The organism is Bradyrhizobium sp. HKCCYLRH1034 (assembly GCF_051168375.1).
Taxonomy (GTDB): domain Bacteria; phylum Pseudomonadota; class Alphaproteobacteria; order Rhizobiales; family Xanthobacteraceae; genus Bradyrhizobium.
On record NZ_JBNPUW010000019.1, the window covers coordinates 74,991 to 98,815 of the forward strand.

The following is a 23,825-nucleotide window of genomic DNA, read 5'->3' on the forward strand; positions in this document are numbered from 1 at the left end:
GAACGGGCACCCCCCCTGATGCGACCAATGCACGCCGGTCCACCTGCGGACCGGCGGCGCCGTCGCGTGTCGGCCGCCTCGTTCTCCCGCCCTCTCCCTCGGAGCCCGTCATGTCCGGCTGGATCGTCCTCGGCATCATCGTCATTCTCGTGCTGTTCGCCCTTGGCGCCTACAACCGGCTGGTCGCCCTCAGCCAGCGGGTCGGCCAGGCCTTTGCCGACATCGACGTCCAGCTCAAGCTGCGCCACGACCTGATTCCGAATCTGGTCGAGACCGTGAAGGGCTACGCTGGGCATGAGCGCGGCACCCTCGACGAGGTCATTAAGGCTCGCAATGCGGCGATGTCGGCGCAGGGCCCGGCCCAGGTCTCGGCCGCCGAAGGCCAACTTTCCGGCGCACTCGGTCGCCTGATCGCGCTGTCCGAGGCCTATCCGGACCTCAAGGCCAACGCCAACTTCCAGCAGCTCGCCGGCGAGCTCTCCGACATCGAGAACAAGATCGCCGCCAGCCGCCGCTTCTTCAACAACGCGGTCCAAGAGTATAATACCGGCATCCAGCAGATGCCCGCCGCACTGTTCGCCGGGACCTTCGGCTTCACGCGCAAGGAGTTCTTCGATCTCGGCGCCAGCCGGACCGAAGTCGAGGCCGCGCCGAGCGTCAAGTTCTGATCCCGCGCCCTCCGCGCTGAAGGGTCCGACGCCATGGCCGCCTACGGTCTCTACACCCACATCGCATCGAACAAGACCCGTTCGGTACTGCTGCTCGGCGGCCTGTTCCTGCTGATCTACGTGCTGGTGTTCGCCGGCGCGCTGATCGCGGAGGTCATGATCAACGGCAATGGCAGCGTCGCCTATTACATGAACGCGGCCACCCGCGACCTGATCAGGGCGCTGCCCTGGGCCACGCTGGGCGCGGCGGCCTGGATCGTGATCGCCTATTTCTTCCACCAGAAGATGATCGACGCGGTCACCGGCGGGACCGCGGTGACGCGTCAGGAGCAGCCGCGGCTGTACAATCTGCTCGAAAATCTCTGCATCTCGCGCGGCATCACCATGCCGCAGCTGAAGATCATGGACAGCCCGGCGCTGAATGCCTTCGCGACAGGCCTGAACCCGCGGCAATACGCGGTCACCGTCACGACCGGCCTGCTCGACGCGCTCGATGACCAGGAGATCGAGGCGGTGCTCGGCCACGAGCTGACCCATATCCGCAACGGCGACGTCCAGCTGATGGTCGTGGCCGTCATCATCGCCGGCGTGGTCGGCTTCTTCGGTGAACTGTTCTTCCGCCTGTTCACCAACATGAGCTGGGGCGGCGGCTGGGGTCGCTCGTCGTCGTCGTCCTCCTCGTCCGACTCCGACCGCAAGGGCTCCGGCGGCGGGGCCATCATCGTCGTGATCATCGCGGTGGTGCTGATCGTGGTGGCCTGGCTGCTGTCCCAGGTGGTCAAGCTGGCCCTGTCGCGCACCCGTGAATACCTTGCCGATGCCGGGTCGGTCGAGCTGACCAAGAATCCGGACGCCATGATCACCGCCCTGCGCAAGATCGAAGGGCGCGGCGAACTGCCCGGCGCCACCTCCGCCGTCATGGAATTGTGCGTCGACAATCCGCGCGAGGGCTTTGCCGACCTGTTCGCCACCCATCCCTCGATCGATGCCCGGGTCCAGGCGCTGATCAGGTTCGCCGGCGGCCATGATCCGGGCCCGCTGGCGCTGCCCACGGACGAGGCACAGCCCGACGATACCGGAGCCGATGCTCCAGACGGCGACGCTCCGCCACCGTTGCCGTCCGGTGGTCCCTGGGGCCAGGCCGATGGCCCGGCCCCGCCATCTGGCCAGGGTCAAGCCGCTCCCCAGGGACCGTGGACCACCCCCGCGACCGGTCCCTGGGGCCGGCACTAGTCGCCGCCTTCGCCGCGGAATTCAGCCGCCAATCCCGTGCGACGGGCAATTGTCCTGCCATTCGCTTGCAAGTGCTTCCTCGCCGGCTCGAACGCGCGGGCCGGAATGCCTCCGATTGCTCCAGCCTGTTGCGGCGAAGGCGCAAATTTCCCCGGTCCCGTGCTGCAATGAATTTGAATTCTCCAGCGTTTCTGCCATGTTCGCGCCCAAAGCAGAATGCAATGCGCCGGCCCCCTGGCCGGCCTCAGGGCTGAAGGACTTTCCATGGCGAAACCGGCAGTGGTTGTGGTGGGTGCGGACAAGGGCGGGGTCGGCAAGACCACGGTGTCGCGGACGTTGCTCGATTATTTCAGCGCCAACAACGTCCCCACCCGGGCGTTCGACACCGAGCATCCGCGCGGCACCTTGAAGCGCTTCCACCCGGAGATCACCGAGATCGTCGACATGAATTCGACGCCGGACCAGATGAAGATCTTCGACACCCTGAGCGCGGTGGCGCCGTCGGTGACCGTGATCGACGTCCGCGCCGGCCTGATGTCGCCGACGCTCGCCGCGCTGCGCGACATCGGATTCCTCGACGCCGCCCGCTCCGGCCAGATCACCTTCGCGGTGTTCCACATCCTGGGCTCGTCGATCGCCTCGCTCGACGAGATCGCCGAGACGGCGAGCTACATGATCGGCGCGAAATATTTCCTGGTGAAGAACTTCATCAACAACACCAGCTTCTTCGAGTGGGACCAGTCGACCTACAATTCCTACTTCCACCGCATCAAGGACGCGACCGAGCTGACCATCCCGAAGCTCAACGAAATGGCGTTCGAGCAGGTCGAGGTCGCCTCGGTGCCGTTCCTCAAATTCGTCGCCAACAAGGGTCCCCGCGACGAGGCCGCCAACTACTCCTTCGTGCTGCGCGGCTATGTCCGGCATTGGCTCGCCAACGTCTGGAGCGAGTACGACCGCATCAAGCTGACCGACATCGTCGGCTCGACCAAGGCGGCGGCGCCGCGGCCGGCCGGGGAAAAATAGCAGCTCCGTGAAGGATGGGACTTTATCGCAACCGCATTTGACCTGATATAGGTCGGATGCCCGCGACGCCTGTCTACATCGTCTGCTCGCCCCGGCCGCAATCCGGGAAGACGCTGCTTGCGCGGGTGCTGAGCGAGTTCCTACTGCTGAAGAACGGCCAAGTGCTCGCCTTCGACGTCACCTTGCGCGAGCCGTCGCTGCTCGACTTCCTGCCGCAGATCACGGAGACCGCGACGATCGAGGACACCTACGGCAAGATCCAGCTGATGGACCGGGTGATCCTCAACGACGGCATCCCCAAGGTGATCGACCTCGGCTACTACTCGTTCGACGAGTTCTTCAAGATGTCCGAACAGATCGGCTTTTTGAAGGAGGCCGCGCGGCGGAACGTGGTCCCGATCATTCTGTTCTGCGCCGAAGGCGACCGGGTCTCGATGCGCGCCTACGATGCCCTGCGGCGCCAGATCCCGAAGCCCCAGCTGATCGTGGTCGAAAACGACCACGTCCTGCGCGAGGAGCTCCCCGACCTCTACAGCCGCAGCAAGCATCTGCACATTGCCGCCCTGCCCGCGTTCCTCAGAACCTATATCGAACGTTTTTCGTTCTCCTTCACCGGCTACCTGCGCCAGGAGAAGGACCCCTCCACCGAGCTCTATCAATGGATCCGGCGCAACTACTATGCGCTGCGCGAGATCGAGAACGAGCTTCTGATGCAGCGGTCCTGACGCCGCCGCGCGCTTCTCAGTGCCCTTCGAAGGAGATCAGCGTGCGCACGGGCACGTCGAGCGCGCGCAGCTTGGCGGCGCCGCCGAGATCCGGCAGGTCGATGATGAAGCAGGCCGCCACCACGGTCGCGCCGATCTGGCGCAACAGCTTCACCGCGCCCTCGGCCGTGCCGCCGGTGGCGATGAGGTCGTCGACCAGGATCACGCGCTCGCCGGGCTGCACCGCGTCGACATGCATCTCCATCTCGTCGGTGCCGTACTCCAGCGCATAGGACATGCTGACCGTCTTGTGCGGCAGCTTGCCTTTCTTGCGGATCGGCACGAACCCGGCCGACACCTGATGCGCCACTGCGCCTCCGAGGATGAAGCCGCGGGCCTCGATGCCCGCGACCTTGTCGATCTTGGAGCCGGCCCAGGGATGCACCAATTCGTCGACCGCGCGGCGGAACGCGCGCGCGTCCGCCAGCAGGGTCGTAATGTCCCGGAACAGGATGCCCGGCTTCGGATAGTCCGGAATGGTGCGGACGGTGTTCTTGATGTCCAGATCGAACGTCATCGTGCTCTCATTGCCTCGTTTGGCCGTGACCGCGAGGAATTCATCATTGCGAGCGAAGCGAAGCAATCCAGGGCCGCGAAAACAACTCTGGATCGCTTCGTCGCTCACGCTCCTCGCGATGACGGCAACCACCTCTCACCCCGGCTGATTGAGCCGGAACGCATTCTCCACGATCCTCAAACCCACGGCATCGCCGAGTGACATCAGCGATTCCGGATGGAACTGCACGCCGCCGACCGGCAGCGTCTTGTGCTCGATCGCCATCGCCACGCCGTCCTCGGTTGCCGCCGTGACGGTCAGCACCTCCGGCATGCTGTCGCGCTCGACGAACAGCGAATGATAGCGGCCGATGACGATCTCGTTCGGCAGGCCCTGCATCAGGCGGCCGCCGCGCACCTGGACCCGCGAGGGCCTTCCATGCGCCGGCTGGGCAAGCTGGCCGAGCTGGCCGCCGAAATACTCGCCCATCGCCTGCACGCCGAGGCACACGCCGAAGATCGGCAGCTTCTTCGCGAGCGCAGCGTCGATCGTCGTCGAGATCTTGAAGTCCTCGGGGCGGCCTGGCCCCGGCGACAGCACGATCAGATCCCAGCTTCGTTCGGCGAGCATCTTCAGCGCGTGGACATAACGCACCACGGTGACGTTGGCGCCGACCTGGCGGAAATAGTCGGCCAGCATGTGAACGAAGCTGTCGTCGTGATCGATCAGCAGCACGTTCTTGCCGGAGCCGGTGGCATCCGGCGCGGTCGACGACAGCGGCTTCGGCGGATCGCCGCGCAGCGCCTGGAACAGCGCCGCCGCCTTGACCTGGCACTCACGATCCTCGGCCGCGGGATCGGAATCGAACAAACAGGTGGCGCCGACACGGACCTCGGCGAGCCCGTCCTTCATGCGGATGGTGCGGATCGTCAGGCCGGTGTTGATCGAGCCGTCGAAATTCACCGCGCCGATGGCGCCGGCATACCAGCGCCGCGGCGAGCGCTCATTGTCCTCGACGAACTGCATCGCCCACAGTTTTGGCGCGCCGGTCACGGTCACGGCCCAGGCGTGGGTCAGGAAGGCATCGAGCGCGTCGAAGCCCGGCCGCAGCATGCCCTCGACGTGATCCACCGTGTGGAACAGTTTCGAGTAGGTCTCGATCTGCCGGCGCGCCAGCACCTTGATGGTGCCGGGCACGCAGATGCGCGCCTTGTCGTTGCGGTCGACGTCGGTGCACATGTTGAGCTCGAACTCGTCCTTCTCCGAGTTCAGGAGCTGGCGGATCTGCTCGGCATCGCCGATGGCGTCGCGGCCGCGGGCGATGGTGCCGGAGATCGGACAGGTCTCGACGCGACGGCCGTCGGAGCGGACGAACATCTCGGGTGAGGCCGAGACCAGGAACTCGCCGTCGCCGAGATTCATCAGCGCGCCATAGGGCGACGGATTGATCCGGCAGAGCCGCTGGAACACTTCCGCCGGCGAGCGCTCGCACGGCTCGGCAAAGAGTTGGCCGGGCACCGCCTCGAACAGGTCGCCGCGGGCAAACGCGGCGCGGGCCTTCTCGACCGTCGCCTGGTACTCGCCGGGCGCGTGATCGGCAAACCCCTGGCGCGGCTCCTTGAGATAGATGCTGGCGTCGGTGTCGCGCGACAGGCCTTCCGTCGACTGTCCGTTCCAGGAAAAATCATAAGACAGCACGACGCCGCGGCCGGTGGCGCGGTCGTAGGCCAAGAGGCGATCCGGCACGTAGAGCACGATGTCGCGCTGGTCCTTCTCGCGCGGCCGCTTCTGCTGGAGGTCCTCGATCTGGAACACGAGGTCGTAGGCGAAGGCGCCGAACAGGCCGAGCAGCGGGTCGTCATTGGCCGAGAGCGCCGCGATCATCGCCCGCACCAGCGACATCACGCTGGCGCGCCGCGTGCGCTGGTCCTCCTCGACCGGGGCCGGGCCGCGGACGATGTGTCCAGCGAGCCGCGCCGGCGAAGCTTCGGTGATGACCACACAGGGCTCGCGCAGCGTGTCCTTCAGGAACGCGATCAGCACCTCGCCGCGGCGGTTCAGCGCCTGCAGGGTGAAGTCAGTGCCCTTGGTCTCCAGCACCAGCGGCGGATCGGCGAAGCCGAGGTCGAAACTCTCGTAGCGGCCGGGCACGGTCGTGCCCGAGGACAGCACCACGCCACGGCGGCGGTCGAGCAGGTTGATCAGGTCATCGAGCCGGCTGGCGCCACCGGAAAACTGCTCGACGGCGCGCGTGATCGCGAGCCCGCTGGAGGTGCGGTACTCGCTGCGGGCCGGAAGGGCGAAAACGGTCCTGTTCATGGGGTCCTCTTGGGCGTCCTCTTACGGAATTTGCCGAGGAAACGCCACACAGGACCAACCGGAAGCCGCCGCTGCGTGGCGGCCCCTCTGCGATCTCATGTCAAACAAATCGCACCGGCCACCTTTTACAAGGTGCGCCACCAGAGACGGGCTGGGCGGACAAGGGTGCTCATGGGGCGGAACTGACCACGGCGGGCAGCCGGGGTCAAGGGCGGCGGGGCCACAAATGGGGGTGATGCCTCAGCCGATCAACAGAGGCGCCGCGGGCCGGCTGCCCGATACAGCGCCCTCGCCCCTTGTGGGTCCCCTTGTGGGAGAGGGCATGTGCGGCCCATCCGCTAACGCGGTTGGGTGAGGGGTCTCTCTCCGCAGCGGCGCTTGCAGAGGCATACCCCTCACCCAACCGAGCATGCCGCTCTGTCCTACATGCCCTCTCCCGTAAGGGGCGAGGGCGCAATAATACGCACCGGCGAGCCGAAGGCACTGGCGCCGACGAGAATGACAAAGGAACATGCAGCAGCATTCTCGCGACACATGATGCCCGAGTGATGATCATCAATTCCGCCCTCCAAGTCGAGGGCGCAGGAAAGGCCGGGCATCGGCTGATGCCCGTGGCCCGCCTGCAGCAAAAAAAGCAGGCGGCAGTCACCACAGGTCAGCCGGACGACCGGCCTTCCCTGCGCGATGGTCTGACGGCTTATACGCACTCTCCCCGGGGACCGGGCTGTCTTGCCCCCGTGACCGGCGGATCATCATCACCACCGGCGCGGCCTCAGCGTCGGGAGGCCAGGACCATGCGACTTCACCGTGCGCGCCCGCCGTTCGTCCGCACGACGTCCGCCATGCTGCGACGTGACACGCCCACCGCATCTCCACCCCGCGTGTCGTGACGATCGCGATACGCCCCTCGTGCCGGGGTGGGACGGAGATATCAGAGCACGAATTCCGAAAAATAGAAACAAGAATGTTTTTTGGCGAAGGACTGGACAGGGCAAATCAGCTTGAGGCGGCTGATGAATTTCGCGGGGCGGCGCATGATCGACCAGCCCGGCACGGAGATCATCGGCAGAGCGAATATCCGAATTGCCGGGCATGCAGTGCCCGGTCTATGCTGCATCGTCTCCCTTGCTGAAGGCATTCGTCCTTTGCGACGCCATCCCCTGGCCTTGCCCGCCATGCTCCTCTTTGCCGCGGCGACGGCGCCCGACGTTGTTGCGCAGGGCGAGCCGCCACTGGCCTGGTGCCTGGACCGCCGTTTCCCGGCCGACCAGCGGATCGAGAGCTGCACCTTCGCATTGCAGTCCGATCGATGGTCCGGACAAGATCAGATCCACGGCTATTTCAATCGTGGCAATGCGTACTATGAGAAACAGGAGTACGACCGCGCCATAGCCGATTTCACCGAAGCGATCAGGCTCGATCCCTCCTACCCGGCGGCCCGCAACAATCGTGGGTTCGCCTACGCAGGCAAAGGCGACTACGATCGGGCGATTGCAGATTATGACGAGGCGATCAAGCTCGATTCGAAGAAGCCGCTCTACTACTACAATCGCGGCTTGGCCTACTTCTCGAAAGAAAATTATGATCGGGCGCTCACGGACTTCAATCGAACGTTGGCGCTGGACCCCGAGCAAGCCAAGCCCTACGTTGATCGCGGCGCAGTCCATGTTCTGAGGAACGACTTCGATCGCGGTCTCGCAGATATAGACGAGGCGATCCGACGCGACCCGACTGACGCCACCGCATACACCCTTCGCGCCGCCGTGCATAAACACAAGAAGCAGTTCGACCGCGCCATCGCCGACTACAGCGCTGCAATCAAATTCGGCCTGACGCCCGCGAAAGCCCTTAACGCCCATTTCAACCGAGGGATCGCGTATTTCGAAACAGGTGACATCGATCACGCCATCGCCGATTTCGACGAAACGATCAGGCGCGATCCGGGTCACGTTCTTGCCCATGTCAATCGCGGCATAGCATATGACGATAAGGGCGATCACGACCGTGCCATCATAGATTTCGGCGTGGCGATCAAGCTCGAGCCGCAACACGCGAAAGCATACATGAACCGCGGCGCGGCCTACGACAAGAAAGGCGATCATGACCGCGCCATCGCCGATTTTGACGAGGCTCTGAGGCTTAATGGCAAGCTTGCAGAGGCCTTCAACCGTCGCGGTATCGCCTACGACGACAAAGGGGATCACGACCGGGCCATCGTCGACTTCGATCAGGCCATCAGGCTCGATCCGAGCTATGCCGATGCCTACAACAATCGCGGCCTCGCCTACAAGGAGAAGGCAGACCACGATCGCGCGATCGCCGACTTCGACGCGGCCATCGCCCTGGCGCCGGATTTCTCCGAGGCTCAAGGCAACCGGGATGCGGTTCGCGAGCTGAAGAAGAGCCGCGGGGCTGCAATGCCGGCCCCGGAACGTTAGACGGGTCCGCGGCTGATGCGGACGCGGCGCTGGGTCCGGCCAACCCGGCTATTCCTGACGCGTCATGCGCAGCCGCCCGCTAACCGCAACTCACTGCGATGCATATCGAACAGGTCGCCACGAGACTCGAGGCAACCTGCTGCTACGAGCGCACGGGCGCGCGCGAACAACTCGATATCGCCCGTCTGCAGCACAATCGTCCCGGTTTCGCAAAGCGCCTCCCCGATAATGCTCGCCGCCTTCTGCCAGTCGGCCGTGGCAAATGACAGCAGCACCGAATCGAAGAACGAGATCGGCGCTGACAGCAATTCGCCGTCGCGAATGACGCGCAACGGCGCGTTCTCCGCTTTGAGGCGCGCCCAACGTTCTCGGCAGGCATCACGCCGGCTTGGCGACAGAACGGTCCGCAGATCCCACAGTGCATTGTCGCGAATTGTCTCCGGCGACACTAAACCCAGGCTGACGGCCAGCCGTGGCGCCTTCGGCCCTGTCTCCCCTGCCCGCACGACTGTGTCGGTGAGATCGACGATCTCGATCGGCTCATCGCCGAGCCGCCACAGGAGTTCGAGGAAGCCGGCATATTCCTGGGTCGATCGCCGCGTGAACCAGGCGATCCGTCGGTTGTTGCTCGAGAGTGCCTCGTCCCAGAACGATGTTGCCTGGCCGCCCACCTCTTCCCAGCCTGACACTTGCAATTCCTGGTCCATCCAGGCGGTTCGCAGCTCCGGGTCGGGTGGATTGATCGGACCAAAGCTCAGGCTGTCGGCAAAGCCAATCACGCGGTCGCTGCGCCCAGCCTGCTGGAGCGCAGCGCGCAACGTGCCTGCAGCGGACATGTTGAAGACGACATGAAGGATCGCGTGGGGAATTGTTATCTCCCTTGCCAGACGTGCGTTCGCGTGGGGCGAGTCACGATGACGCTTCCCTCGCGCCCCATCGCCGCGCGAGCTTGCTGAAGCGCACCGATGACTCGATCGAGCTCTTCGGCCGCCATGAAGACCTCGATGTCGCCGTCCGTCCTCAACGACAGCGACAATCCAACGCTGCTGCCGACGACGCGAACCAGCACGCATGCGTCGTCGCCGGACGACTTGTCGACGAACGTGATCGGCTCGGTGCTCATGCGGGATCCAGGATCATCTGATAGGCCATGCTAGCAGATATCGAAACGTCGTTGGATTCGACATGCCGCCAAACTGGCGGTGCGCTCCCCTCCCCCTTGCGGACAGGGGAGCTCACTGGCGTTGGGGCGAGCGGCACCTCACAACTTGCGAAGCCGAGCGCTCGCGCGGCAGCGGCTCTACAGCAGCGCCAGCGCGGCTTGTTTGAGGTGGGCGGCGATGGCATCGCGGGCTTCGCGTGAGCCGACGCTGCGCGCCATCGTCACCCCTCCCGAGAGGATCGCCATCAGCGACCAGGCCTTTTGCAGCCGAGCTTCATCGGTGCTCCCCTGCAACCCCTTTGCGATCTGCTGCGCGACCCTTTCGAGCGCGGTGCCATAGGCGGCCTTCGTTTCCTCGCTGGCGCGCGTCACGTCCGGCGTCAGGCTCTGCAGTCCGCAGCTCGAGTCCAGGATGCAATGGAGACGTTCTCCGAGATAGAATGCGATGAACGCCTCGGCCCAGCGCGCTCCCATCTGCTGCTGAAGACTCGCAATGCCCGTCCTGAGATCGTCCAGCCCGGCCAACGCGGCGGCTTCGAACGCGGCGTCCTTCGACTTGAAGTGACCGTAGAACGCGCCGGACGTGACCCCGGCTTCCTTGGCGAGGCCGTCGACGCCGATGCCGCCATAGCCAAGCCGGCGAAAGCCGCGCCCCGCGGCCTCCAACAACTTCGTCTTTGCTTCCTGCTTATGCTCGGCGTGGTACCGCATCTGGCGCCTTCCATAGCGATCGTTATTTCATGCTTGACTGATAACGATCGTTATTCTATTGGTGGATCACGGTCGTTATATAATGACCGCCGTTCCCCGGGACAACCGCCCTAGGGCGAGCACAGGAGGAGTCATGCCGATCAGTCTCACACTCACCGAAGGCGTCATCGCTGCCGACCAGGCGCCGATCGCCGTTGCGCGGATCACGGAATCGTTCCTGAGACACCATGGTCTGGCGGGCAACAGGATCATGGGGGCGAACGTCACGGCCCATCTGAACATCCTGCCGAAGGGCCATACCTTCGCCGGCGGCACGCCGGTCGATGGCGCCTGGATCGAGACCAAGACGCCGTCATTCGCGCTCGCCAGTCACGAGGTCCAGACGGCGTTCTTCGGCGAAGCCACCGACATTCTGCATGACCTCTCCGGCGGGGCGCTTGCCAGGGACCGGATCTGGTCCAACGGCGTCCACGCCGTCGACGGCACCTGGAATCTCGACGGCAGGCCGATGACCAACGACGCGCTCGTGGGGGCCATCACCGCAGGCTGACCACGGTCATCACGGCCGCTACCGCATTGGGCGGCGGCGGCCGTGATGAATGCCGACCGCTCACGTCCCCGGCTTCACCAGCCCCAGCTCGGCGAACTTCATCTCCGTCGCCACCACCGCGTTCTCATACACCTCGCCGCGCTCGACGAAGTAGTTGAAGTAGCCGGCCGGCGTCTCCGGCTGGATCTCGACCAGCTCCACGGTCTTGTATTTCGGATCGGTGATCACGCCGCTCGCGATCAGGTCGTTGATGCGCTTGAGCGCGTCGACCTCGGCCTTGTAGCCGACCGAGAACCACATCTCCGTGGTCCAGTCCTGCACCTCGAACCAGTTGGCCGGCGCCTGGCCCTGCCACCCCTCGGCGAGCGGGCGGACGGCAAAGACGCGGTCGAAACCGTGCAGCTCGGAGATGATGCTGGCGCGGTGATAAGCGCCGTCCATCTGTCCCTGGGGCAGCTTGGTGAAGCCGTAGAGCGACAGCCACAGCGCGGCCTTGACCGCCTCCGGCGTGATCGGGCGGATGGCGCGCTCGGCCAGCACCTCGGAGGCGTAGCGCAGGTCGCGCTTGGCCGCCGATTGCCGCGCCTTGACGGCATGGGCGTTGGGAACCGACTTCTCCGCCGGCAGCAGCGCCCGCGCCGCCTCGTTGCCGTAGAGATAGCCGGTGCCGGTCTCGGGATCATAGGTGTTGAACACGACGCCGACCGACGTGGCGTTGAGCGTCTCCGCCGCGTGCGCGAAGTCGGCCTCGCTCCGCACCGGGACATATTGCTGCGCCGGCCACAGCCGGTCGGCGAGGGCGTTGAACGGGCCGTCACGCCAATCCGGCCAGGAGACGAAGCGCGCCAGCGCCTCGGCATAGGCGGGACGAAACACCCCGGGATAGCCGAACATCACCGTGCGCAACTGCGACGCCGGATCCCGGTGGCGGTCGGAGGACATCAGCTCGTTGCGCAGATCGAGACCCTGAAGCCACGCCGACAGCACCAGGATCTGGCCGGACGTCGCGGTGACGAGATCCGGCGTCACGCCCCAGGCGCGGGCAGTGTCGAGGAAGCCGGCGCCATGGGCGTTCAAGCCGCCCAGCCCGGCCAGCGCAAAGGCCACTCGCACGGCTTTCTCCATCAGCAGAGGGACCGGAGAACGCTACCTCAGATTGTTTCGGCGACGCAACCGACGGCGAGACGCGGCGAATTCGAACATCGAACGAAGCGACGCGCTTCGAACATGATCGATGCTCAGATCTCCGCGGGATCCCGGTGATTCGCCGAAACGTGACGGCGCCAAGCGACGAAAAGCTGCAGCCGGCGGCTGTGTGGTGCCTCACAACCTCATGTTGCGCGCGTGCACGCCGCCTCGGGATCGACCCATGATTGTCGCAATCCAAAAAAGTTACATAACTTGGCTGTGCGCGAGGGCAACACTGTTGTCTATCTGCAATAGTGTGGCAATGATTGGTTAACCATATTGAATTACCTTGGTTAACATGGCCCGCGGCAAACAGCCCTCAGTGTCGCATGCGCTCCCGAAGCAGCCGACGCTGCTCGATTGCTTCCTCGAAGCGCAGGCAAAGCGGACGAAGCGTCGACGGCGCTCCGCCGACGCAGTGACCAGCGCCGACCCCTTGGCTCCTTCAGACGACGCTCCGACTCTTGGTGAGGCCGAAGCGCCCTCGGCCGAAACCAAGACCGCCCGCGCGGTTTGAGTCCGCACGGCGCGGTTTGGAACCGACGCGCCGGCCCTCAGCTCAGCCGAGGTGCTTGTGGAAAAACGCCGTGGCGCGGCCCCAGGCGAGCTCGGCGGCCCTGCGATCGTGCACGGTCATGCGCTGCTCGTTCACGAAGGCATGCTCGGCATCGTAGCGATAGAGCTCGAGCGACTTGCCGGCGGCCTTCATCGCCTTCTCGAAGCCGTCCACCAGCGCCGGCGTGCACCAATCATCCTTGTTGGCAAAGTGGGCCTGCAGCGGGATCTTGACGTCGGCCGGCTTCGCCGCCTGCTCAGGCGGAATGCCGTAGAACACGACGCCGGCGGCGAGCTCGTCGATCTTGGTCGCGCCGATGATCGTCACCGCGCCGCCGAGGCAGAAGCCGGTGAGGCCGACCTTGGCGCCGTTGCGCGCCAGATATTGCGCGGCCCCGCGCACGGTCTGCGTGGTCGCGTCCATGAAGTCGAGCGAGTTCATCTCCCGGCCCGCCGCATCCGTATCGTGATAGGGCACCACCGTGCCCTTGTAGAGATCGGGCGCCAGCGCGTTGAAGCCGGCGAGCGCGAAACGATCGCACATCCCCTTGATCTGGTCCTGCAGGCCCCACCATTCCTGGATGACGACGACGCCCGGCGCATCGGCCTGCGCGGCCTTGGCGAGATAGCCCTTGGCCTCCTGGCCATCGGGGCGCTTGAAGCTGATCAGTGTGCCCATGTGTTCCTCCGCAGGTTTTGTTGGAAGCTGAGGAGCGGGGTTTACCGCAAATGCGCGTCCGGCGCGACGGGAGGCGATCGGGTTCGCTGCAACGTGAGAGGATTCGTAGCCCGGATGAGCGCAGCGACATCCGGGGTCCTCGCCGGCACTGTTGCGATCCAGGATGTCGCTGCGCTCATCCGGGCTACGGGCGCTAGACCGGCATCGCGCGCGGCGCGAACAGGATCACGGCCATGCCGGCGAGGCAGATCAGGGCGCCGGCGGCGTCCCACGGATCGGGGCGATGGCCCTCGACCAGCCAGCCCCATAGCAGCGCCGCGGTGATATAGATGCCGCCATAGGCGGCGTAGGCGCGGCCGGCGAGCGGGCTGTCGGCCACGGTGAGAAGCGTCGCGAAGCCGGCGAGCGCGGCCATGCCGGGCAACAGCCATAGCGGCGACTGCCCGAGCCGCAGCCAAGCCCAGAACGCGAAGCAGCCGCCGATCTCCAGCACGGCGGCGCCGGCGAAGGCGAGAAGTGACGGCATGGGCGAACTCCGTTTTCCCGGCTGCGCCGCGGACAAGGCCTCCCCTGGCCCGAGCCCAACTAACACAGGGACAACAAAAAAGCCCCCGGAGGGGCTTTTCGTTTTCATCAGACGTTTCCGATCACCGCTCAATGCGCGGCGGCCCAGACCCGCTTCTTGGTGAAGTACATCAGGCCGGCGAAGATGATCAGGAAGATGAACACCTGATAGCCGAGGCGCTTGCGCGCTTCCATGTGCGGCTCGGCGGTCCACATCAGGAAGGTCGCGACGTCGTGGGCATACTGCTTCACGGTGGCCGGCGAGCCGTCGTCGAACGTCACCTGGCCGTCGGACAGCGGCGGCGGCATCTTGATCGCATGCCCGGGGAAGTACTTGTTGTAGTACGAGCCGTCCGGAATGGCGACGCCGTGCGGCGGAGTTTCTTCATAGCCCTGCAGCAGCGCGTTGATGTAGTTCGGGCCCTGCTCCTGGAACTGGGTGAAGAAGTCGATCAGGAACCAGGGGAAGCCGCGCTTGTAGGAGCGCGCCTTGGCCATCAGCGACAGGTCCGGCGGGGCCGCACCGCCATTGGCGGCCCGTGCGGCCTGCTCGTTCGGGAACGGCGACGGGAAGTAGTCGGCCGGCCGGCCCGGACGCTCGAACATCTCGCCGGCGTCGTTGGGACCGTCCTTGATCTTGTACTCGGCCGCGAAGGCGGCCGCCTGCGCCGGCGAGTAGCCCGGGCCGCCGGGCTCGGCGAGATTGCGGAACGCCACATATTGCAGCGAATGGCAGTTCGAGCAGACTTCCTTGTAGACCTTGAGGCCGCGCTGCACGGCGCCGCGATCGAAGGTGCCGAACGGACCGGCAAACGACCACTTCGCCGACGGCGGGTTCTCCTGGCCTTCGCTGGCACGGGCGTCGCCCATGCTGCCGGCGAGCAGCGACACCGCGGCGACCAGCGCGATCACGGTCGAGACCATCGGTGCCGCCTTGCGGCCGGTCCTGGCCAGCACGTCATCAGCGATCGAGTTCGGCAGCGGGCGCGGCCGCTCGATGCGCGCGAGCAGCGGCAGCACGATCAGGAAGTAGGCGAAGTACAGCACCGTCAGGATGCGGCCGAGCACGACATAGACACCCTCCGGCGGCTGCGCGCCGAGATAGCCGAGGCCGATGCAGACGACGACGAAGATCCAGAAGAACTGCTTGCCGAGCGGGCGGTACTTGTTGGAGCGGGTCTTGGCCGAGTCGAGCCAGGGCAGGAACACCAGCACGATGATGGCCGCGAACATCGCGATCACGCCGGCGAGCTTGTTCGGGATCGAGCGCAGGATCGCGTAGAATGGCAGGTAGTACCATTCGGGCACGATGTGCGCCGGCGTCACCGCCGGGTTGGCCGGGATGTAGTTGTCGGCCTCGCCGAGATAGTTCGGCATGTAGAAGATGAACCAGGAATAGAAGATCAGGAAGCAGGCGACGCCGAAGAAGTCCTTGATCGTCGCGTAGGGCGTGAACGGCACCATGTCCTTCTCGGTCTTCGGCTCGACGCCGGCCGGGTTGTTCTGGCCCGTGACGTGCAGCGCCCAGACGTGCAGCACGACCACGCCGGCGATCAGGAACGGCAGCAAATAATGGAGCGCGAAGAAGCGGTTCAGCGTGGGATTACCGACAGAGTAGCCGCCCCACAGCAGGGTCACGATACTCTCGCCGAAATACGGCACGGCCGAGAACAGGTTGGTGATGACGGTCGCGCCCCAGAAGCTCATCTGGCCCCACGGCAGCACGTAGCCCATGAAGCCCGTCGCCATCATCAGGAGGTAGATGATGACACCGAGGATCCAGAGCACCTCGCGCGGCGCCTTGTATGACCCGTAATACAGGCCCCGGAACATGTGGATGTAGACGGCGAGGAAGAACATCGACGCGCCGCAGGCATGCATGTTGCGCAGCAGCCAGCCGTAGTTCACGTCGCGGACGATCAGTTCGACCGACTTGAAGGCGAGGTCGGCATGCGGCGTGTAGTGCATCGCCAGGACGACGCCGGTGACGATCTGCACGCCCAGCATGATCGAGAGGATGGCGCCGAACGTCCACCAATAGTTCAGGTTCCGCGGCGTCGGATAGGCAATGAAGGACGAGTGGACCAAGCCGATGATCGGAAGTCTTTGCTCGAGCCACTTCAAGGCGGGGTGGCTCGGCTGGTAGTCAGAAGGTCCACTCATGATGCGTTCCTGAAGAAATTATCTTGCACGATCGAGCGTGAGCTCAAGACGAACGTCTGCTCAGCCGATCTGGATCTTGGTGTCGGAAACGAACTGATAGGGCGGGACGGGCAGATTGAGCGGCGCCGGACCCTGGCGCACGCGGCCCGAGGCGTCGTACTGGGAGCCGTGGCACGGGCAGAAGAAGCCGTCGTAGTTGCCTTCATGGGCGATCGGGATGCAACCCAGATGGGTGCAGATGCCGATCACGACCAGCCACTGCTCGTGGCCGTCCTTGGTGCGCGACTGGTCGGTCGCCGGATCGATCAGGCTCGACACCGGAACCTTACGGACCTCCTCGACCTGCTTCTTGGTGCGGTGGGAGATGTAGATCGGCTTGCCGCGCCAGAACACCTTGATGTCCTGTCCTTCGGCGACGGGCGCGAGATCGACCTCGATCGGCGCACCGGCCGCGATGGTCGAGGCATCGGGATTCATCTGGGAGATGAAGGGCCACAGGGCGGCCACAGCACCGACAGCCGCGGTAGCGCCCGTGGCGACGAAAAGAAAATCCCGGCGTGTCGGATGATCCGCAGTAGACGCTGTCACGATTCCAACCCTTTCTTCGTTGCAGCCGGTGGAACCGCCCCGCTCGACGTCTTACGATCTCGACCTTGGAGATCACGTGACCGGGAGATCCTGCCGGCGCCCGCGTCCCCCGCGGCGGCAGAAAACGGCTCGCTCCACCGCCCCTGGGGAACAAGCCGTCCAGAATCGTTCTATTGGCACCCTTGCGATACGAGCGCAAGCCCGCTATCGGCCCTGCAGCACGCCATGCACCAATTCCCGCTTCGGAAGCGGACTTTCCGCCTCAGTCCTAAGACCAATTCGCATGCAGATCGCGCTCTATCAGCCCGACATTCCGCAGAACACCGGAACGATTCTGCGCCTGTGCGCCTGCCTCGGGCTCGCGGCCCACATCATCGAACCGGCGGGCTTTCCCGTGTCCGACCGGCAGTTCCGCCGCGCCGGCATGGACTATCTGGACCAACTGAATTGGCGGCGGCACGATTCCTGGAGCGCGTTCGAGTCCTGGCGGTCCGCAGAGGGCCATCGCCTGCTGCTGCTGACGACCAGGGCCGCAACCTCCTATCTCGACTTCAGTTACGGCCCGGACGATATCCTGCTGCTCGGGCGCGAGAGCGCCGGCGTGCCGGACGGCGTGGCGGCGGTCGCCGATGCGCGGCTGCGGATTCCGCTGCAGCCGGGGCTGCGCTCGCTGAACGTGGCGATGGCCGCGGCGATGGCCGCCGGCGAGGCGCTGCGCCAGACCGGACAATTCGTCCAACTGCAATCCGCACAAGGAGCCGGAGGGTGAGCTACGCGGTGAAGGAAATCTTCATGACCCTGCAGGGCGAAGGCGCCCAGGCGGGCCGCGCTGCCGTGTTCTGCCGCTTCGCCGGCTGCAACCTGTGGAGCGGCCGCGAGGCCGACCGCGCAACCGCGACGTGCCGGTTCTGTGACACCGACTTCGTCGGCACCGACGGCACGCTGGGCGGCCGTTATGAGACCGCCGCAGCGCTGGCCGAGGCCATCGGCGGGCAATGGACAGGCGGGGCCGCCGACCGCTATACGATCCTTACCGGCGGGGAGCCGCTGCTGCAGGTTGATGCCGACCTGATCGAGGCGCTCCACGCCCGCGGCTTCGCGGTCGGGGTCGAAACCAACGGCACGCTCATTCCGCCCGACGGGATCGACTGGATCTGCGTCAGCCCGAAGGCCGGCGCCGAGCTGAAGCTGCGGCAGGGCCACGAGCTGAAGCTGGTCTACCCGCAACACGGGGCCGAGCCGGAGACGTTCGCGGGGCTCGCCTTCGAGCGCTTCTCGCTGCAGCCGATGGACGGGCCCGAAGCGGCCGCGAACACGGCGCGCGCCATTGATTACTGCCAGCATCATCCGCAATGGCGGCTCAGTCTGCAGACGCACAAGATGATCGGCATCAGGTAGGGATTGTGACTGACACGATGTGGGAATTGACCAAGTCGTTCACCTTCGAGGCCGCGCATACGCTGCCGATCACGACGCTCGGCGAAGCCAGCCAGGAGATCCATGGCCACTCCTTCCGCGCCGAGGTGACGGTGCGCGGCGATGCGACCCATCCCGAGACCGGCATGGTGGTCGATTTCGGCGTGCTGACGCAGCGGCTGAGCGAGATCCAGGCCATGCTCGACCACAAGTTCCTGAACAAGATCGAGGCGATCGGGCTGCCGACGCTCGAGAACCTGTCGCGCTTCATCTATGAGCGCGTCCGCTCGATCGGCCATGTCACCAAGGTCAGCGTCCACCGCGACAGCTGCCGCGAGACCTGCACCTATTTCGGTCCGCAGGGCTGATCGATTGTGGTAGGACCGAACCGTAGCGACAACAGCGCTGTCACTTCCGGCTGTCATGGACGCTTGACGGCAGGGTGAGCGCCAATGTGCCAGGGGAACGTCCATGACCACCGCCGCCATCGAGGATCGCAAGGCCCGCGCCCGCGCCTGGTTCGAGAGCCTGCGCGACCAGATCTGCGCGGCGTTCGAGCGGCTCGAGGACGAGGCGCCGGCTGACCTTTATCCGCGCACACCGAGCCGGTTCGTCCGAACGCCGTGGGAGCGCACCGACCATGCCGGCGGCCCGGGCGGCGGCGGCGTCATGAGCATGATGCACGGCCGGCTGTTCGAGAAGGTCGGCGTGCACTGCTCGACCGTGCATGGCGAGTTCGCCCCGGAATTCCGCAGCCAGATTCCCGGCGCCTCCGAAGACCCGCGGTTCTGGGCCTCGGGCATCTCGCTGATCGCGCATCTGTGGTCGCCGCACGTGCCGGCGGTGCACATGAACACGCGCTTCGTCGTCACGACGAAAGCCTGGTTCGGCGGCGGCGCCGACCTGACGCCGGTGCTGGACCGCCGCCGCACCCAGGAGGACGCGGATACGCTGGCCTTCCACGCCGCGATGAAGGGCGCCTGCGACGCGCATGCCGCGGTGGCCTCGTACGACAAGTACAAGCGCTGGTGCGACGAGTACTTCTATCTGCCGCACCGCAAGGAGCCGCGCGGCATCGGCGGCATCTTCTACGACCATCACGATTCCGGCGACTGGGAGGCCGACCTCGCCTTCACCCAGGATGTTGGCCGCGCCTTCCTGAAGGTCTATCCCGAGCTTGTCCGGAGCAATTTCAGCAGCCCCTGGACCGCCGCCGACCGCGAGGAGCAGCTCATCCGCCGCGGCCGCTACGTCGAATTCAACCTGCTCTACGACCGCGGCACCACATTTGGGCTTAAAACCGGCGGCAATGTCGACAGCATTCTGTCCTCGATGCCGCCCGAGGTGAAATGGCCCTGAAACTCGATTTGTTGAACCGCGTAGATTGATCATGACCGCCGCCCTGCCCCGCGCCATGCTGATCGACATGGACGACACCATCCTGTCGGCCTATGGCCGTCCCGAGATCGCCTGGAATATCGTCGCCACCGAGTTTGCCGACGAACTCGCGCCGCATACGCCGCAGGCGGTGGCCGCCGCGATCCTGGCCTCGGCACGCAGCTTCTGGTCGGTCGCCGGCGCCGAATGGCGGATGAAGCTGATCCAGGCGCGGCAGGAGGTGGTGAAGGACGGCTTCGCGGCGCTCGCCGGCCACGGTCCTGCTCTACCGACCGAGCTCGCGATCCGCATCGCCGATCGCTTCACCGGCTATCGCGACGAGCAGATGTTCGTCTTCCCCGGGGCGCATGAGGCGATCGACGCATTCAAGGCGCGCGGCGTCAGGCTGGCGCTCGTCACCAACGGCGAGGCCGGCCAGCAGCGCGCCAAGATCGAGCGCTTCGCGCTGGCGCACCGCTTCGACCACATCCAGATCGAGGGCGAGCACGGCTTCGGCAAGCCCGAGGAGCGCGCCTATTGGCACGCGATGGAGCGGCTCGGCGTCGGCCCGGAAGACACCTGGATGATCGGCGACAATCTCGAATGGGAGATCGTCGCGCCGCAGCGGCTCGGCATCTATTCGATCTGGATCGACGTCCATGGCGACGGCCTGCCGGAAGGCACCGACGTCAAGCCCGACCGCATCATCCGCTCGCTGACCGAGCTGGTGCCGGCGGGCTAGGCCCGCGCGGCGCCGGCGTCACTTCGCGCGCCGCGGACCTCCGGCGACTGCGCGCTTGTGCGCCTCCATCAGCATCGCCACGAAGGCCGTCACCTTCGGCGGGCGAAAGCGCGCCGCTGGGAACACGGCGTGGATGCCTCCGGACGGCAGTGTCCAGGACGGCAGGATGGCCACGAGGCGGCCGGCCGCGAGATCGTCCCTGATCAGGAAATCGGGCAGCACCGCCAGGCCGCCGCCGGCCAGCGTCGCGGCGAGCACCGCCGGCGTGGTGTTGATGGTAAGCGTCTGGCTCATCTCGACGCTCTCGCGCTCGACGTCGCCTTTCATGAACTGCCAGGTGAGCGGCTCCCTCAGCGCGGCATTCGCAATGAACGGCAACGCGGCGAGGTCGCGCGGATGCGCGACGCGCCTGACCACGTTCGGCGCGGCCACCAGCAGCTGCCGGAAGCTGCCGACCCGGCGGGTCTGCAGGGTGGAATCGTCGAGCCATCCCACGCGGATCGAGAGATCGATCTGGCTGGCGACGAGGTCGATCTTGCTGTCGGCGAGGATCAGCTCGACCCGGCAGGCCGGATAGGTCCGCGAGAACTCGGTTGCGATCGCGGCGAGCGTGCAGGTGCCGTAGTCGTTCGGCGCGGCGATGCGCAACAGTCCCATCGGCTCGGCGTTGCTCTGCGCCAGCTCGGCCAATGCGCTCTCGGCCTCGCGCAGGATGGCAGCACAGCGGGCATGCAGCAGGCGACCGGCTTCCGTCGGCTCGACCCTGCGCGTGGTCCGCACCAGCAGGTCGGTTCTGAGCTCGCGCTCGAGCTGGGCGACCTGCTGGCTGACCACGGCTTTGGTGATCCCGAGCCGATCGGCCGCGCGGGTAAAGGACGCTGCGTCCACCACGGCCGCGAAATAGACGAGGCGGTTGAGATTGATCGCCTCCATGCCGGCGGCTCCTTCTATTGTCCATTAACAGCATACAGTCTGTCTCATTATGCTGTATTTATGAACAAACGAGAACCCGCTATCTCGGCGCCATGCCGCTCCAAGACAGGGTTCCGGAAATGCGACTGACCTATCTGTTCGACCCGCTCTGCGGATGGTGCTACGGCGCCGGCCCGGCGGTCGAGACGCTCGCCGCCCACGACGCCATCACGCTCGAGCTGCTGCCCACTGGCCTGTTCGCCGGCCGTGGCGCCGGCAGGATGGATGCGCAATTCTCCGAATATGCCTGGAGCAACGACCAGCGCATCGCCAAGCAGACCGGCCAGCGTTTCACCGACGCGTACCGCACCCGCATTCTCGGCGCGGGCGGCGCCTTCGATTCGACAGCCGCATCGCTCGGCCTGACGGCGGTCCACGTCACCGACCCCGGCCGTGAGCTCACGGTCCTCAAGGAGCTGCAGCTTGCGCGCTACGTACACGGGCAGGACATCGTGAGCGTCGCGGGCGTCGGCGAAGTCCTTCGAGCGCTGGGCCTTGCGAGCGCCGCCGAGCGGATGCTGGCCCGGGATCACGCGCTGGTCGAGGCCTATGGCCGCCGGCTCCAGACCGCGCATAGCTTGATGCGACGCTACGGCTTGTCCGGTGTCCCGGCCCTGCTGGCGGGTGACGGCGAGCGGCAGAGGCCGCTGCCGGGCAACGCTTTGTACGAACCGCTCGACGGCCTGCTCGCACAACTCGGAGCAGCCTGAGCCGCTCCGTACTCGATGCCTGGCACAATCCACCCAGCCGTCGCACACGGCCGGAGCGCCGCCTGCTGCCCGGCCTCATCGTTTTATCACTCCAAGAAAGAGACTGACATGCCGACACGGAGACAGATCATGACGACAGCGATTGCAGGGACCGCCGCAGCCATTCTCGGTGCATCGGACAGCGGCCGTGCCGCTGGCAGCAAGCTGGTCTGGACACACTTTCCCGCCGGTCCGAACGGCTTCTTCCGCGCGCCCGTGCTGCTGAGGGGCCCCACCGAAGCACTGCTGATCGACGGCGGCTTCAACTATCCGGACGGCCGCGCGGTGGCGGCCGCAATCAAGGCGAGCGGCAAGACGCTGACGGCCATCTACATCAGCCAGTCGGACCCGGACTACTACTTCAGCCTCAAGCCGATCCGCGAGGCCTTTCCCGGCGTGAAGGTGATCGCCGCCACGGCGACCATCGAGGCGATCAAGGGCAATGTCGAGAAGAAGCTCGCCGTCTGGGGCCCGCAGCTGAAGGAGAACGGCCCGCAGACGATGGCCGACATCGTTCTGCCCGAACCGTTCGATGGCCCGTCGCTGTCGGTCGATGGCGAGACGATCGAGATCGTCGCCGCCGAGGGGCTGGCCAATCGGCGCTATCTCTGGGTGCCCTCGCTCGCAGCCGTATTCGGCGGCGTCATGATCTTCTCGGGTGTCCATGTCTGGACGGCCGACACCCAGAGCAAGGAGCAGCGCGCAGCCTGGATCGCGACCCTCGACAAGATCGCTGCACGCGCTCCGACGGTGGTGGTCGCCGGCCATGCCGTGGCGGACGCCGCCACCGACCTGTCGGGTGTTCGGCACACCAAGTCCTATCTCATCGCGTTCGAGGAGGAGCTCGCCAAGGCCAAGGACGCCGCAGCCCTGAAGGCCGCAATGGAGGCGAAGTTCCCCGGCCTCGGCATGGGCGTGGCCCTCGACATCGGCGCCAAGGTGGCGAAGGGCGAGATGAAGTGGGGCTGATGCAGGCCGCGGCCACATCAGGCTGACATGACAGAAGCGCCGGCCCGTCAGGACCGGCGCTTCGGCCTTTCGTGGATGGCCGCGTCGTGCCTCAGGCCGGGCGCTCGGCGACGTTGGGACGCCATTTGATCAGGCGGCTCTCGACGAGGTCGAGCAGCGCGTCGATGCGCGCGGAGGAGCTGCGCGCCCGCGTCGAGGCGCTCAACATCAGCTATGGCGTGGGCATGCTGCCGCGGGTGACGATCTCGGTCGGCGTCGCCGCCTATCCCGAGGCCGGCCTCGATCTGACGGAGATCCTGCGCGTCGCCGACGGCGCGCTGTACCGTGCCAAGCACAAGGGCCGCGACCGGGTCGAGCTCGCCTCCGGCGGCATGATGCCGCCGCTCGACGAGGTGACGAACCGGGCCGTCGCCGCGCTCGATGCCATCGTGGCACGCGCCGAGACCGACGGCATCACGCCATCCGATCGGGACACGGACCAGCAGGTGGCTTGACG

Annotated in this window: 25 protein-coding genes; 14 read left to right on the forward strand and 11 right to left on the reverse strand. The window is 65.8% G+C overall.

Annotated elements, in window-relative coordinates:
• Positions 1–110 precede the first annotated feature (110 nt).
• The 4 genes from ACQR0W_RS31475 (at position 111) to ACQR0W_RS31490 (ending at position 3,652) form a co-directional block, all read left to right on the forward strand.
• The gene (locus tag ACQR0W_RS31475) at positions 111–668 is read left to right on the forward strand and encodes a LemA family protein (RefSeq protein WP_316171352.1); all 558 of its coding nucleotides are present in this window, start codon (positions 111–113) and stop codon (positions 666–668) included.
• A gap of 33 nt (positions 669–701) precedes the next feature.
• Positions 702–1,901: a M48 family metallopeptidase gene (locus tag ACQR0W_RS31480; protein ID WP_316171351.1), complete on the forward strand. Its 1,200-nt coding sequence runs from the start codon at positions 702–704 to the stop codon at positions 1,899–1,901.
• A gap of 264 nt (positions 1,902–2,165) precedes the next feature.
• A complete protein-coding gene (locus tag ACQR0W_RS31485) occupies positions 2,166–2,927 on the forward strand; it encodes a hypothetical protein (protein WP_009025709.1) in 762 nt (253 codons plus the stop codon).
• Between the two features lie 56 nt (positions 2,928–2,983).
• The gene (locus ACQR0W_RS31490) at positions 2,984–3,652 is read left to right on the forward strand and encodes a hypothetical protein (protein WP_315717273.1); all 669 of its coding nucleotides are present in this window, start codon (positions 2,984–2,986) and stop codon (positions 3,650–3,652) included.
• A 16-nt stretch (positions 3,653–3,668) separates the two neighbouring features.
• Here ACQR0W_RS31490 and ACQR0W_RS31495 read toward each other — a convergent pair whose 3' ends face one another.
• Both ACQR0W_RS31495 and ACQR0W_RS31500 read right to left on the reverse strand, forming a co-directional pair.
• Positions 3,669–4,208: an adenine phosphoribosyltransferase gene (locus ACQR0W_RS31495; protein ID WP_172133418.1), complete on the reverse strand. Its 540-nt coding sequence runs from the start codon at positions 4,206–4,208 to the stop codon at positions 3,669–3,671.
• A gap of 135 nt (positions 4,209–4,343) precedes the next feature.
• Positions 4,344–6,506 (reverse strand): anthranilate synthase component I, encoded by a 2,163-nt coding sequence (locus tag ACQR0W_RS31500; protein ID WP_316171350.1) that lies wholly within the window; start codon positions 6,504–6,506, stop codon positions 4,344–4,346.
• A gap of 1,013 nt (positions 6,507–7,519) precedes the next feature.
• On the opposite strand from ACQR0W_RS31500, the gene ACQR0W_RS31505 reads away from it, so the two are divergent.
• Positions 7,520–8,944 carry a tetratricopeptide repeat protein gene (locus ACQR0W_RS31505; RefSeq protein WP_316171349.1) on the forward strand — a complete coding sequence of 475 codons (1,425 nt, stop codon included), beginning with the start codon at positions 7,520–7,522 and terminating at the stop codon, positions 8,942–8,944.
• 62 nt (positions 8,945–9,006) lie between these two features.
• On the opposite strand, the gene ACQR0W_RS31510 is transcribed toward ACQR0W_RS31505, so the two are convergent.
• From ACQR0W_RS31510 to ACQR0W_RS31520, 3 genes are all read right to left on the reverse strand, one after another.
• Entirely contained in the window at positions 9,007–9,831 is an 825-nt protein-coding gene (locus tag ACQR0W_RS31510) for a DUF3658 domain-containing protein (protein ID WP_316235530.1), read from the reverse strand.
• Positions 9,816–10,067, reverse strand: coding sequence for a hypothetical protein (locus ACQR0W_RS31515; protein ID WP_316171396.1), 252 nt, complete (start codon positions 10,065–10,067; stop codon positions 9,816–9,818). Before ACQR0W_RS31515 ends, ACQR0W_RS31510 begins: the two co-directional genes overlap by 16 nt.
• 177 nt (positions 10,068–10,244) lie before the next feature.
• The gene (locus ACQR0W_RS31520) at positions 10,245–10,817 is read right to left on the reverse strand and encodes a TetR/AcrR family transcriptional regulator (protein ID WP_315717278.1); all 573 of its coding nucleotides are present in this window, start codon (positions 10,815–10,817) and stop codon (positions 10,245–10,247) included.
• 133 nt (positions 10,818–10,950) lie between these two features.
• Between ACQR0W_RS31520 and ACQR0W_RS31525 the strand changes: the two genes are divergently transcribed.
• Positions 10,951–11,367, forward strand: coding sequence for a 4-oxalocrotonate tautomerase (locus ACQR0W_RS31525; RefSeq protein WP_315717279.1), 417 nt, complete (start codon positions 10,951–10,953; stop codon positions 11,365–11,367).
• 60 nt (positions 11,368–11,427) lie between these two features.
• Here ACQR0W_RS31525 and ACQR0W_RS31530 read toward each other — a convergent pair whose 3' ends face one another.
• The 5 genes from ACQR0W_RS31530 to petA all read right to left on the reverse strand — a co-directional run bounded on the left by ACQR0W_RS31530 (position 11,428) and on the right by petA (position 17,107).
• Entirely contained in the window at positions 11,428–12,480 is a 1,053-nt protein-coding gene (locus ACQR0W_RS31530) for a hypothetical protein (protein ID WP_315717280.1), read from the reverse strand.
• 634 nt (positions 12,481–13,114) lie between these two features.
• Positions 13,115–13,789, reverse strand: a complete 675-nt coding sequence (locus tag ACQR0W_RS31535; RefSeq protein WP_315717281.1) for a dienelactone hydrolase family protein — start codon at positions 13,787–13,789, stop codon at positions 13,115–13,117.
• Between the two features lie 193 nt (positions 13,790–13,982).
• The gene (locus tag ACQR0W_RS31540) at positions 13,983–14,315 is read right to left on the reverse strand and encodes a YnfA family protein (protein ID WP_315717282.1); all 333 of its coding nucleotides are present in this window, start codon (positions 14,313–14,315) and stop codon (positions 13,983–13,985) included.
• 128 nt (positions 14,316–14,443) lie between these two features.
• Positions 14,444–16,516 carry a cytochrome c1 gene (locus ACQR0W_RS31545; protein WP_316171348.1) on the reverse strand — a complete coding sequence of 691 codons (2,073 nt, stop codon included), beginning with the start codon at positions 16,514–16,516 and terminating at the stop codon, positions 14,444–14,446.
• A 60-nt stretch (positions 16,517–16,576) separates the two neighbouring features.
• A complete protein-coding gene (gene petA, locus ACQR0W_RS31550; RefSeq protein WP_316171390.1) occupies positions 16,577–17,107 on the reverse strand; it encodes a ubiquinol-cytochrome c reductase iron-sulfur subunit in 531 nt (176 codons plus the stop codon).
• A 280-nt stretch (positions 17,108–17,387) separates the two neighbouring features.
• Between petA and ACQR0W_RS31555 the strand changes: the two genes are divergently transcribed.
• The 5 genes from ACQR0W_RS31555 (at position 17,388) to ACQR0W_RS31575 (ending at position 20,639) form a co-directional block, all read left to right on the forward strand.
• Positions 17,388–17,873, forward strand: a complete 486-nt coding sequence (locus ACQR0W_RS31555) for a tRNA (cytidine(34)-2'-O)-methyltransferase (RefSeq protein ID WP_316171347.1) — start codon at positions 17,388–17,390, stop codon at positions 17,871–17,873.
• The gene (queE, locus tag ACQR0W_RS31560) at positions 17,870–18,502 is read left to right on the forward strand and encodes a 7-carboxy-7-deazaguanine synthase (RefSeq protein ID WP_315750402.1); all 633 of its coding nucleotides are present in this window, start codon (positions 17,870–17,872) and stop codon (positions 18,500–18,502) included. The genes ACQR0W_RS31555 and queE overlap by 4 nt, the downstream gene beginning before the upstream one ends.
• Before the next feature lie 17 nt (positions 18,503–18,519).
• Positions 18,520–18,888: a 6-pyruvoyl trahydropterin synthase family protein gene (locus ACQR0W_RS31565; protein ID WP_315750453.1), complete on the forward strand. Its 369-nt coding sequence runs from the start codon at positions 18,520–18,522 to the stop codon at positions 18,886–18,888.
• Between the two features lie 103 nt (positions 18,889–18,991).
• Positions 18,992–19,879, forward strand: a complete 888-nt coding sequence (gene hemF / locus ACQR0W_RS31570) for an oxygen-dependent coproporphyrinogen oxidase (protein WP_315717287.1) — start codon at positions 18,992–18,994, stop codon at positions 19,877–19,879.
• 31 nt (positions 19,880–19,910) lie between these two features.
• A complete protein-coding gene (locus ACQR0W_RS31575; RefSeq protein WP_315750400.1) occupies positions 19,911–20,639 on the forward strand; it encodes an HAD family hydrolase in 729 nt (242 codons plus the stop codon).
• Positions 20,640–20,657: 18 nt separating this feature from the next.
• On the opposite strand, the gene ACQR0W_RS31580 is transcribed toward ACQR0W_RS31575, so the two are convergent.
• Positions 20,658–21,572, reverse strand: coding sequence for a LysR family transcriptional regulator (locus tag ACQR0W_RS31580; RefSeq protein ID WP_316167446.1), 915 nt, complete (start codon positions 21,570–21,572; stop codon positions 20,658–20,660).
• A 119-nt stretch (positions 21,573–21,691) separates the two neighbouring features.
• Here ACQR0W_RS31580 and ACQR0W_RS31585 point away from each other — a divergent pair, with 119 nt between their 5' ends.
• The 3 genes from ACQR0W_RS31585 to ACQR0W_RS31595 all read left to right on the forward strand — a co-directional run bounded on the left by ACQR0W_RS31585 (position 21,692) and on the right by ACQR0W_RS31595 (position 23,823).
• Positions 21,692–22,321 carry a DsbA family protein gene (locus ACQR0W_RS31585; protein ID WP_315717290.1) on the forward strand — a complete coding sequence of 210 codons (630 nt, stop codon included), beginning with the start codon at positions 21,692–21,694 and terminating at the stop codon, positions 22,319–22,321.
• Between the two features lie 108 nt (positions 22,322–22,429).
• Positions 22,430–23,329: an MBL fold metallo-hydrolase gene (locus ACQR0W_RS31590; protein ID WP_315717291.1), complete on the forward strand. Its 900-nt coding sequence runs from the start codon at positions 22,430–22,432 to the stop codon at positions 23,327–23,329.
• Positions 23,330–23,415: 86 nt separating this feature from the next.
• Positions 23,416–23,823, forward strand: a complete 408-nt coding sequence (locus ACQR0W_RS31595; protein WP_316235529.1) for a diguanylate cyclase — start codon at positions 23,416–23,418, stop codon at positions 23,821–23,823.
• Positions 23,824–23,825 lie beyond the last annotated feature (2 nt).

What these genes read in the sequence shown, in the direction of transcription:
- ACQR0W_RS31520 (WP_315717278.1), bottom strand. Translation starts at nt 10,817, where the DNA reads ATGCGGTACCACGCCGAGCATAAGCAGGAAGCAAAGACGAAGTTGTTG.
- ACQR0W_RS31490 (WP_315717273.1), top strand. Translation starts at nt 2,984, where the DNA reads ATGCCCGCGACGCCTGTCTACATCGTCTGCTCGCCCCGGCCGCAATCC.
- ACQR0W_RS31515 (WP_316171396.1), bottom strand. Translation starts at nt 10,067, where the DNA reads ATGAGCACCGAGCCGATCACGTTCGTCGACAAGTCGTCCGGCGACGAC.
- ACQR0W_RS31480 (WP_316171351.1), top strand. Translation starts at nt 702, where the DNA reads ATGGCCGCCTACGGTCTCTACACCCACATCGCATCGAACAAGACCCGT.
- ACQR0W_RS31565 (WP_315750453.1), top strand. Translation starts at nt 18,520, where the DNA reads ATGTGGGAATTGACCAAGTCGTTCACCTTCGAGGCCGCGCATACGCTG.
- ACQR0W_RS31505 (WP_316171349.1), top strand. Translation starts at nt 7,520, where the DNA reads ATGAATTTCGCGGGGCGGCGCATGATCGACCAGCCCGGCACGGAGATC.
- ACQR0W_RS31585 (WP_315717290.1), top strand. Translation starts at nt 21,692, where the DNA reads ATGCGACTGACCTATCTGTTCGACCCGCTCTGCGGATGGTGCTACGGC.
- hemF (WP_315717287.1), top strand. Translation starts at nt 18,992, where the DNA reads ATGACCACCGCCGCCATCGAGGATCGCAAGGCCCGCGCCCGCGCCTGG.
- ACQR0W_RS31540 (WP_315717282.1), bottom strand. Translation starts at nt 14,315, where the DNA reads ATGCCGTCACTTCTCGCCTTCGCCGGCGCCGCCGTGCTGGAGATCGGC.
- ACQR0W_RS31525 (WP_315717279.1), top strand. Translation starts at nt 10,951, where the DNA reads ATGCCGATCAGTCTCACACTCACCGAAGGCGTCATCGCTGCCGACCAG.
- ACQR0W_RS31555 (WP_316171347.1), top strand. Translation starts at nt 17,388, where the DNA reads ATGCAGATCGCGCTCTATCAGCCCGACATTCCGCAGAACACCGGAACG.
- ACQR0W_RS31590 (WP_315717291.1), top strand. Translation starts at nt 22,430, where the DNA reads ATGCCGACACGGAGACAGATCATGACGACAGCGATTGCAGGGACCGCC.
- ACQR0W_RS31475 (WP_316171352.1), top strand. Translation starts at nt 111, where the DNA reads ATGTCCGGCTGGATCGTCCTCGGCATCATCGTCATTCTCGTGCTGTTC.
- ACQR0W_RS31580 (WP_316167446.1), bottom strand. Translation starts at nt 21,572, where the DNA reads ATGGAGGCGATCAATCTCAACCGCCTCGTCTATTTCGCGGCCGTGGTG.
- ACQR0W_RS31545 (WP_316171348.1), bottom strand. Translation starts at nt 16,516, where the DNA reads ATGAGTGGACCTTCTGACTACCAGCCGAGCCACCCCGCCTTGAAGTGG.
- ACQR0W_RS31495 (WP_172133418.1), bottom strand. Translation starts at nt 4,208, where the DNA reads ATGACGTTCGATCTGGACATCAAGAACACCGTCCGCACCATTCCGGAC.
- ACQR0W_RS31500 (WP_316171350.1), bottom strand. Translation starts at nt 6,506, where the DNA reads ATGAACAGGACCGTTTTCGCCCTTCCGGCCCGCAGCGAGTACCGCACC.
- ACQR0W_RS31535 (WP_315717281.1), bottom strand. Translation starts at nt 13,789, where the DNA reads ATGGGCACACTGATCAGCTTCAAGCGCCCCGATGGCCAGGAGGCCAAG.
- ACQR0W_RS31485 (WP_009025709.1), top strand. Translation starts at nt 2,166, where the DNA reads ATGGCGAAACCGGCAGTGGTTGTGGTGGGTGCGGACAAGGGCGGGGTC.
- ACQR0W_RS31575 (WP_315750400.1), top strand. Translation starts at nt 19,911, where the DNA reads ATGACCGCCGCCCTGCCCCGCGCCATGCTGATCGACATGGACGACACC.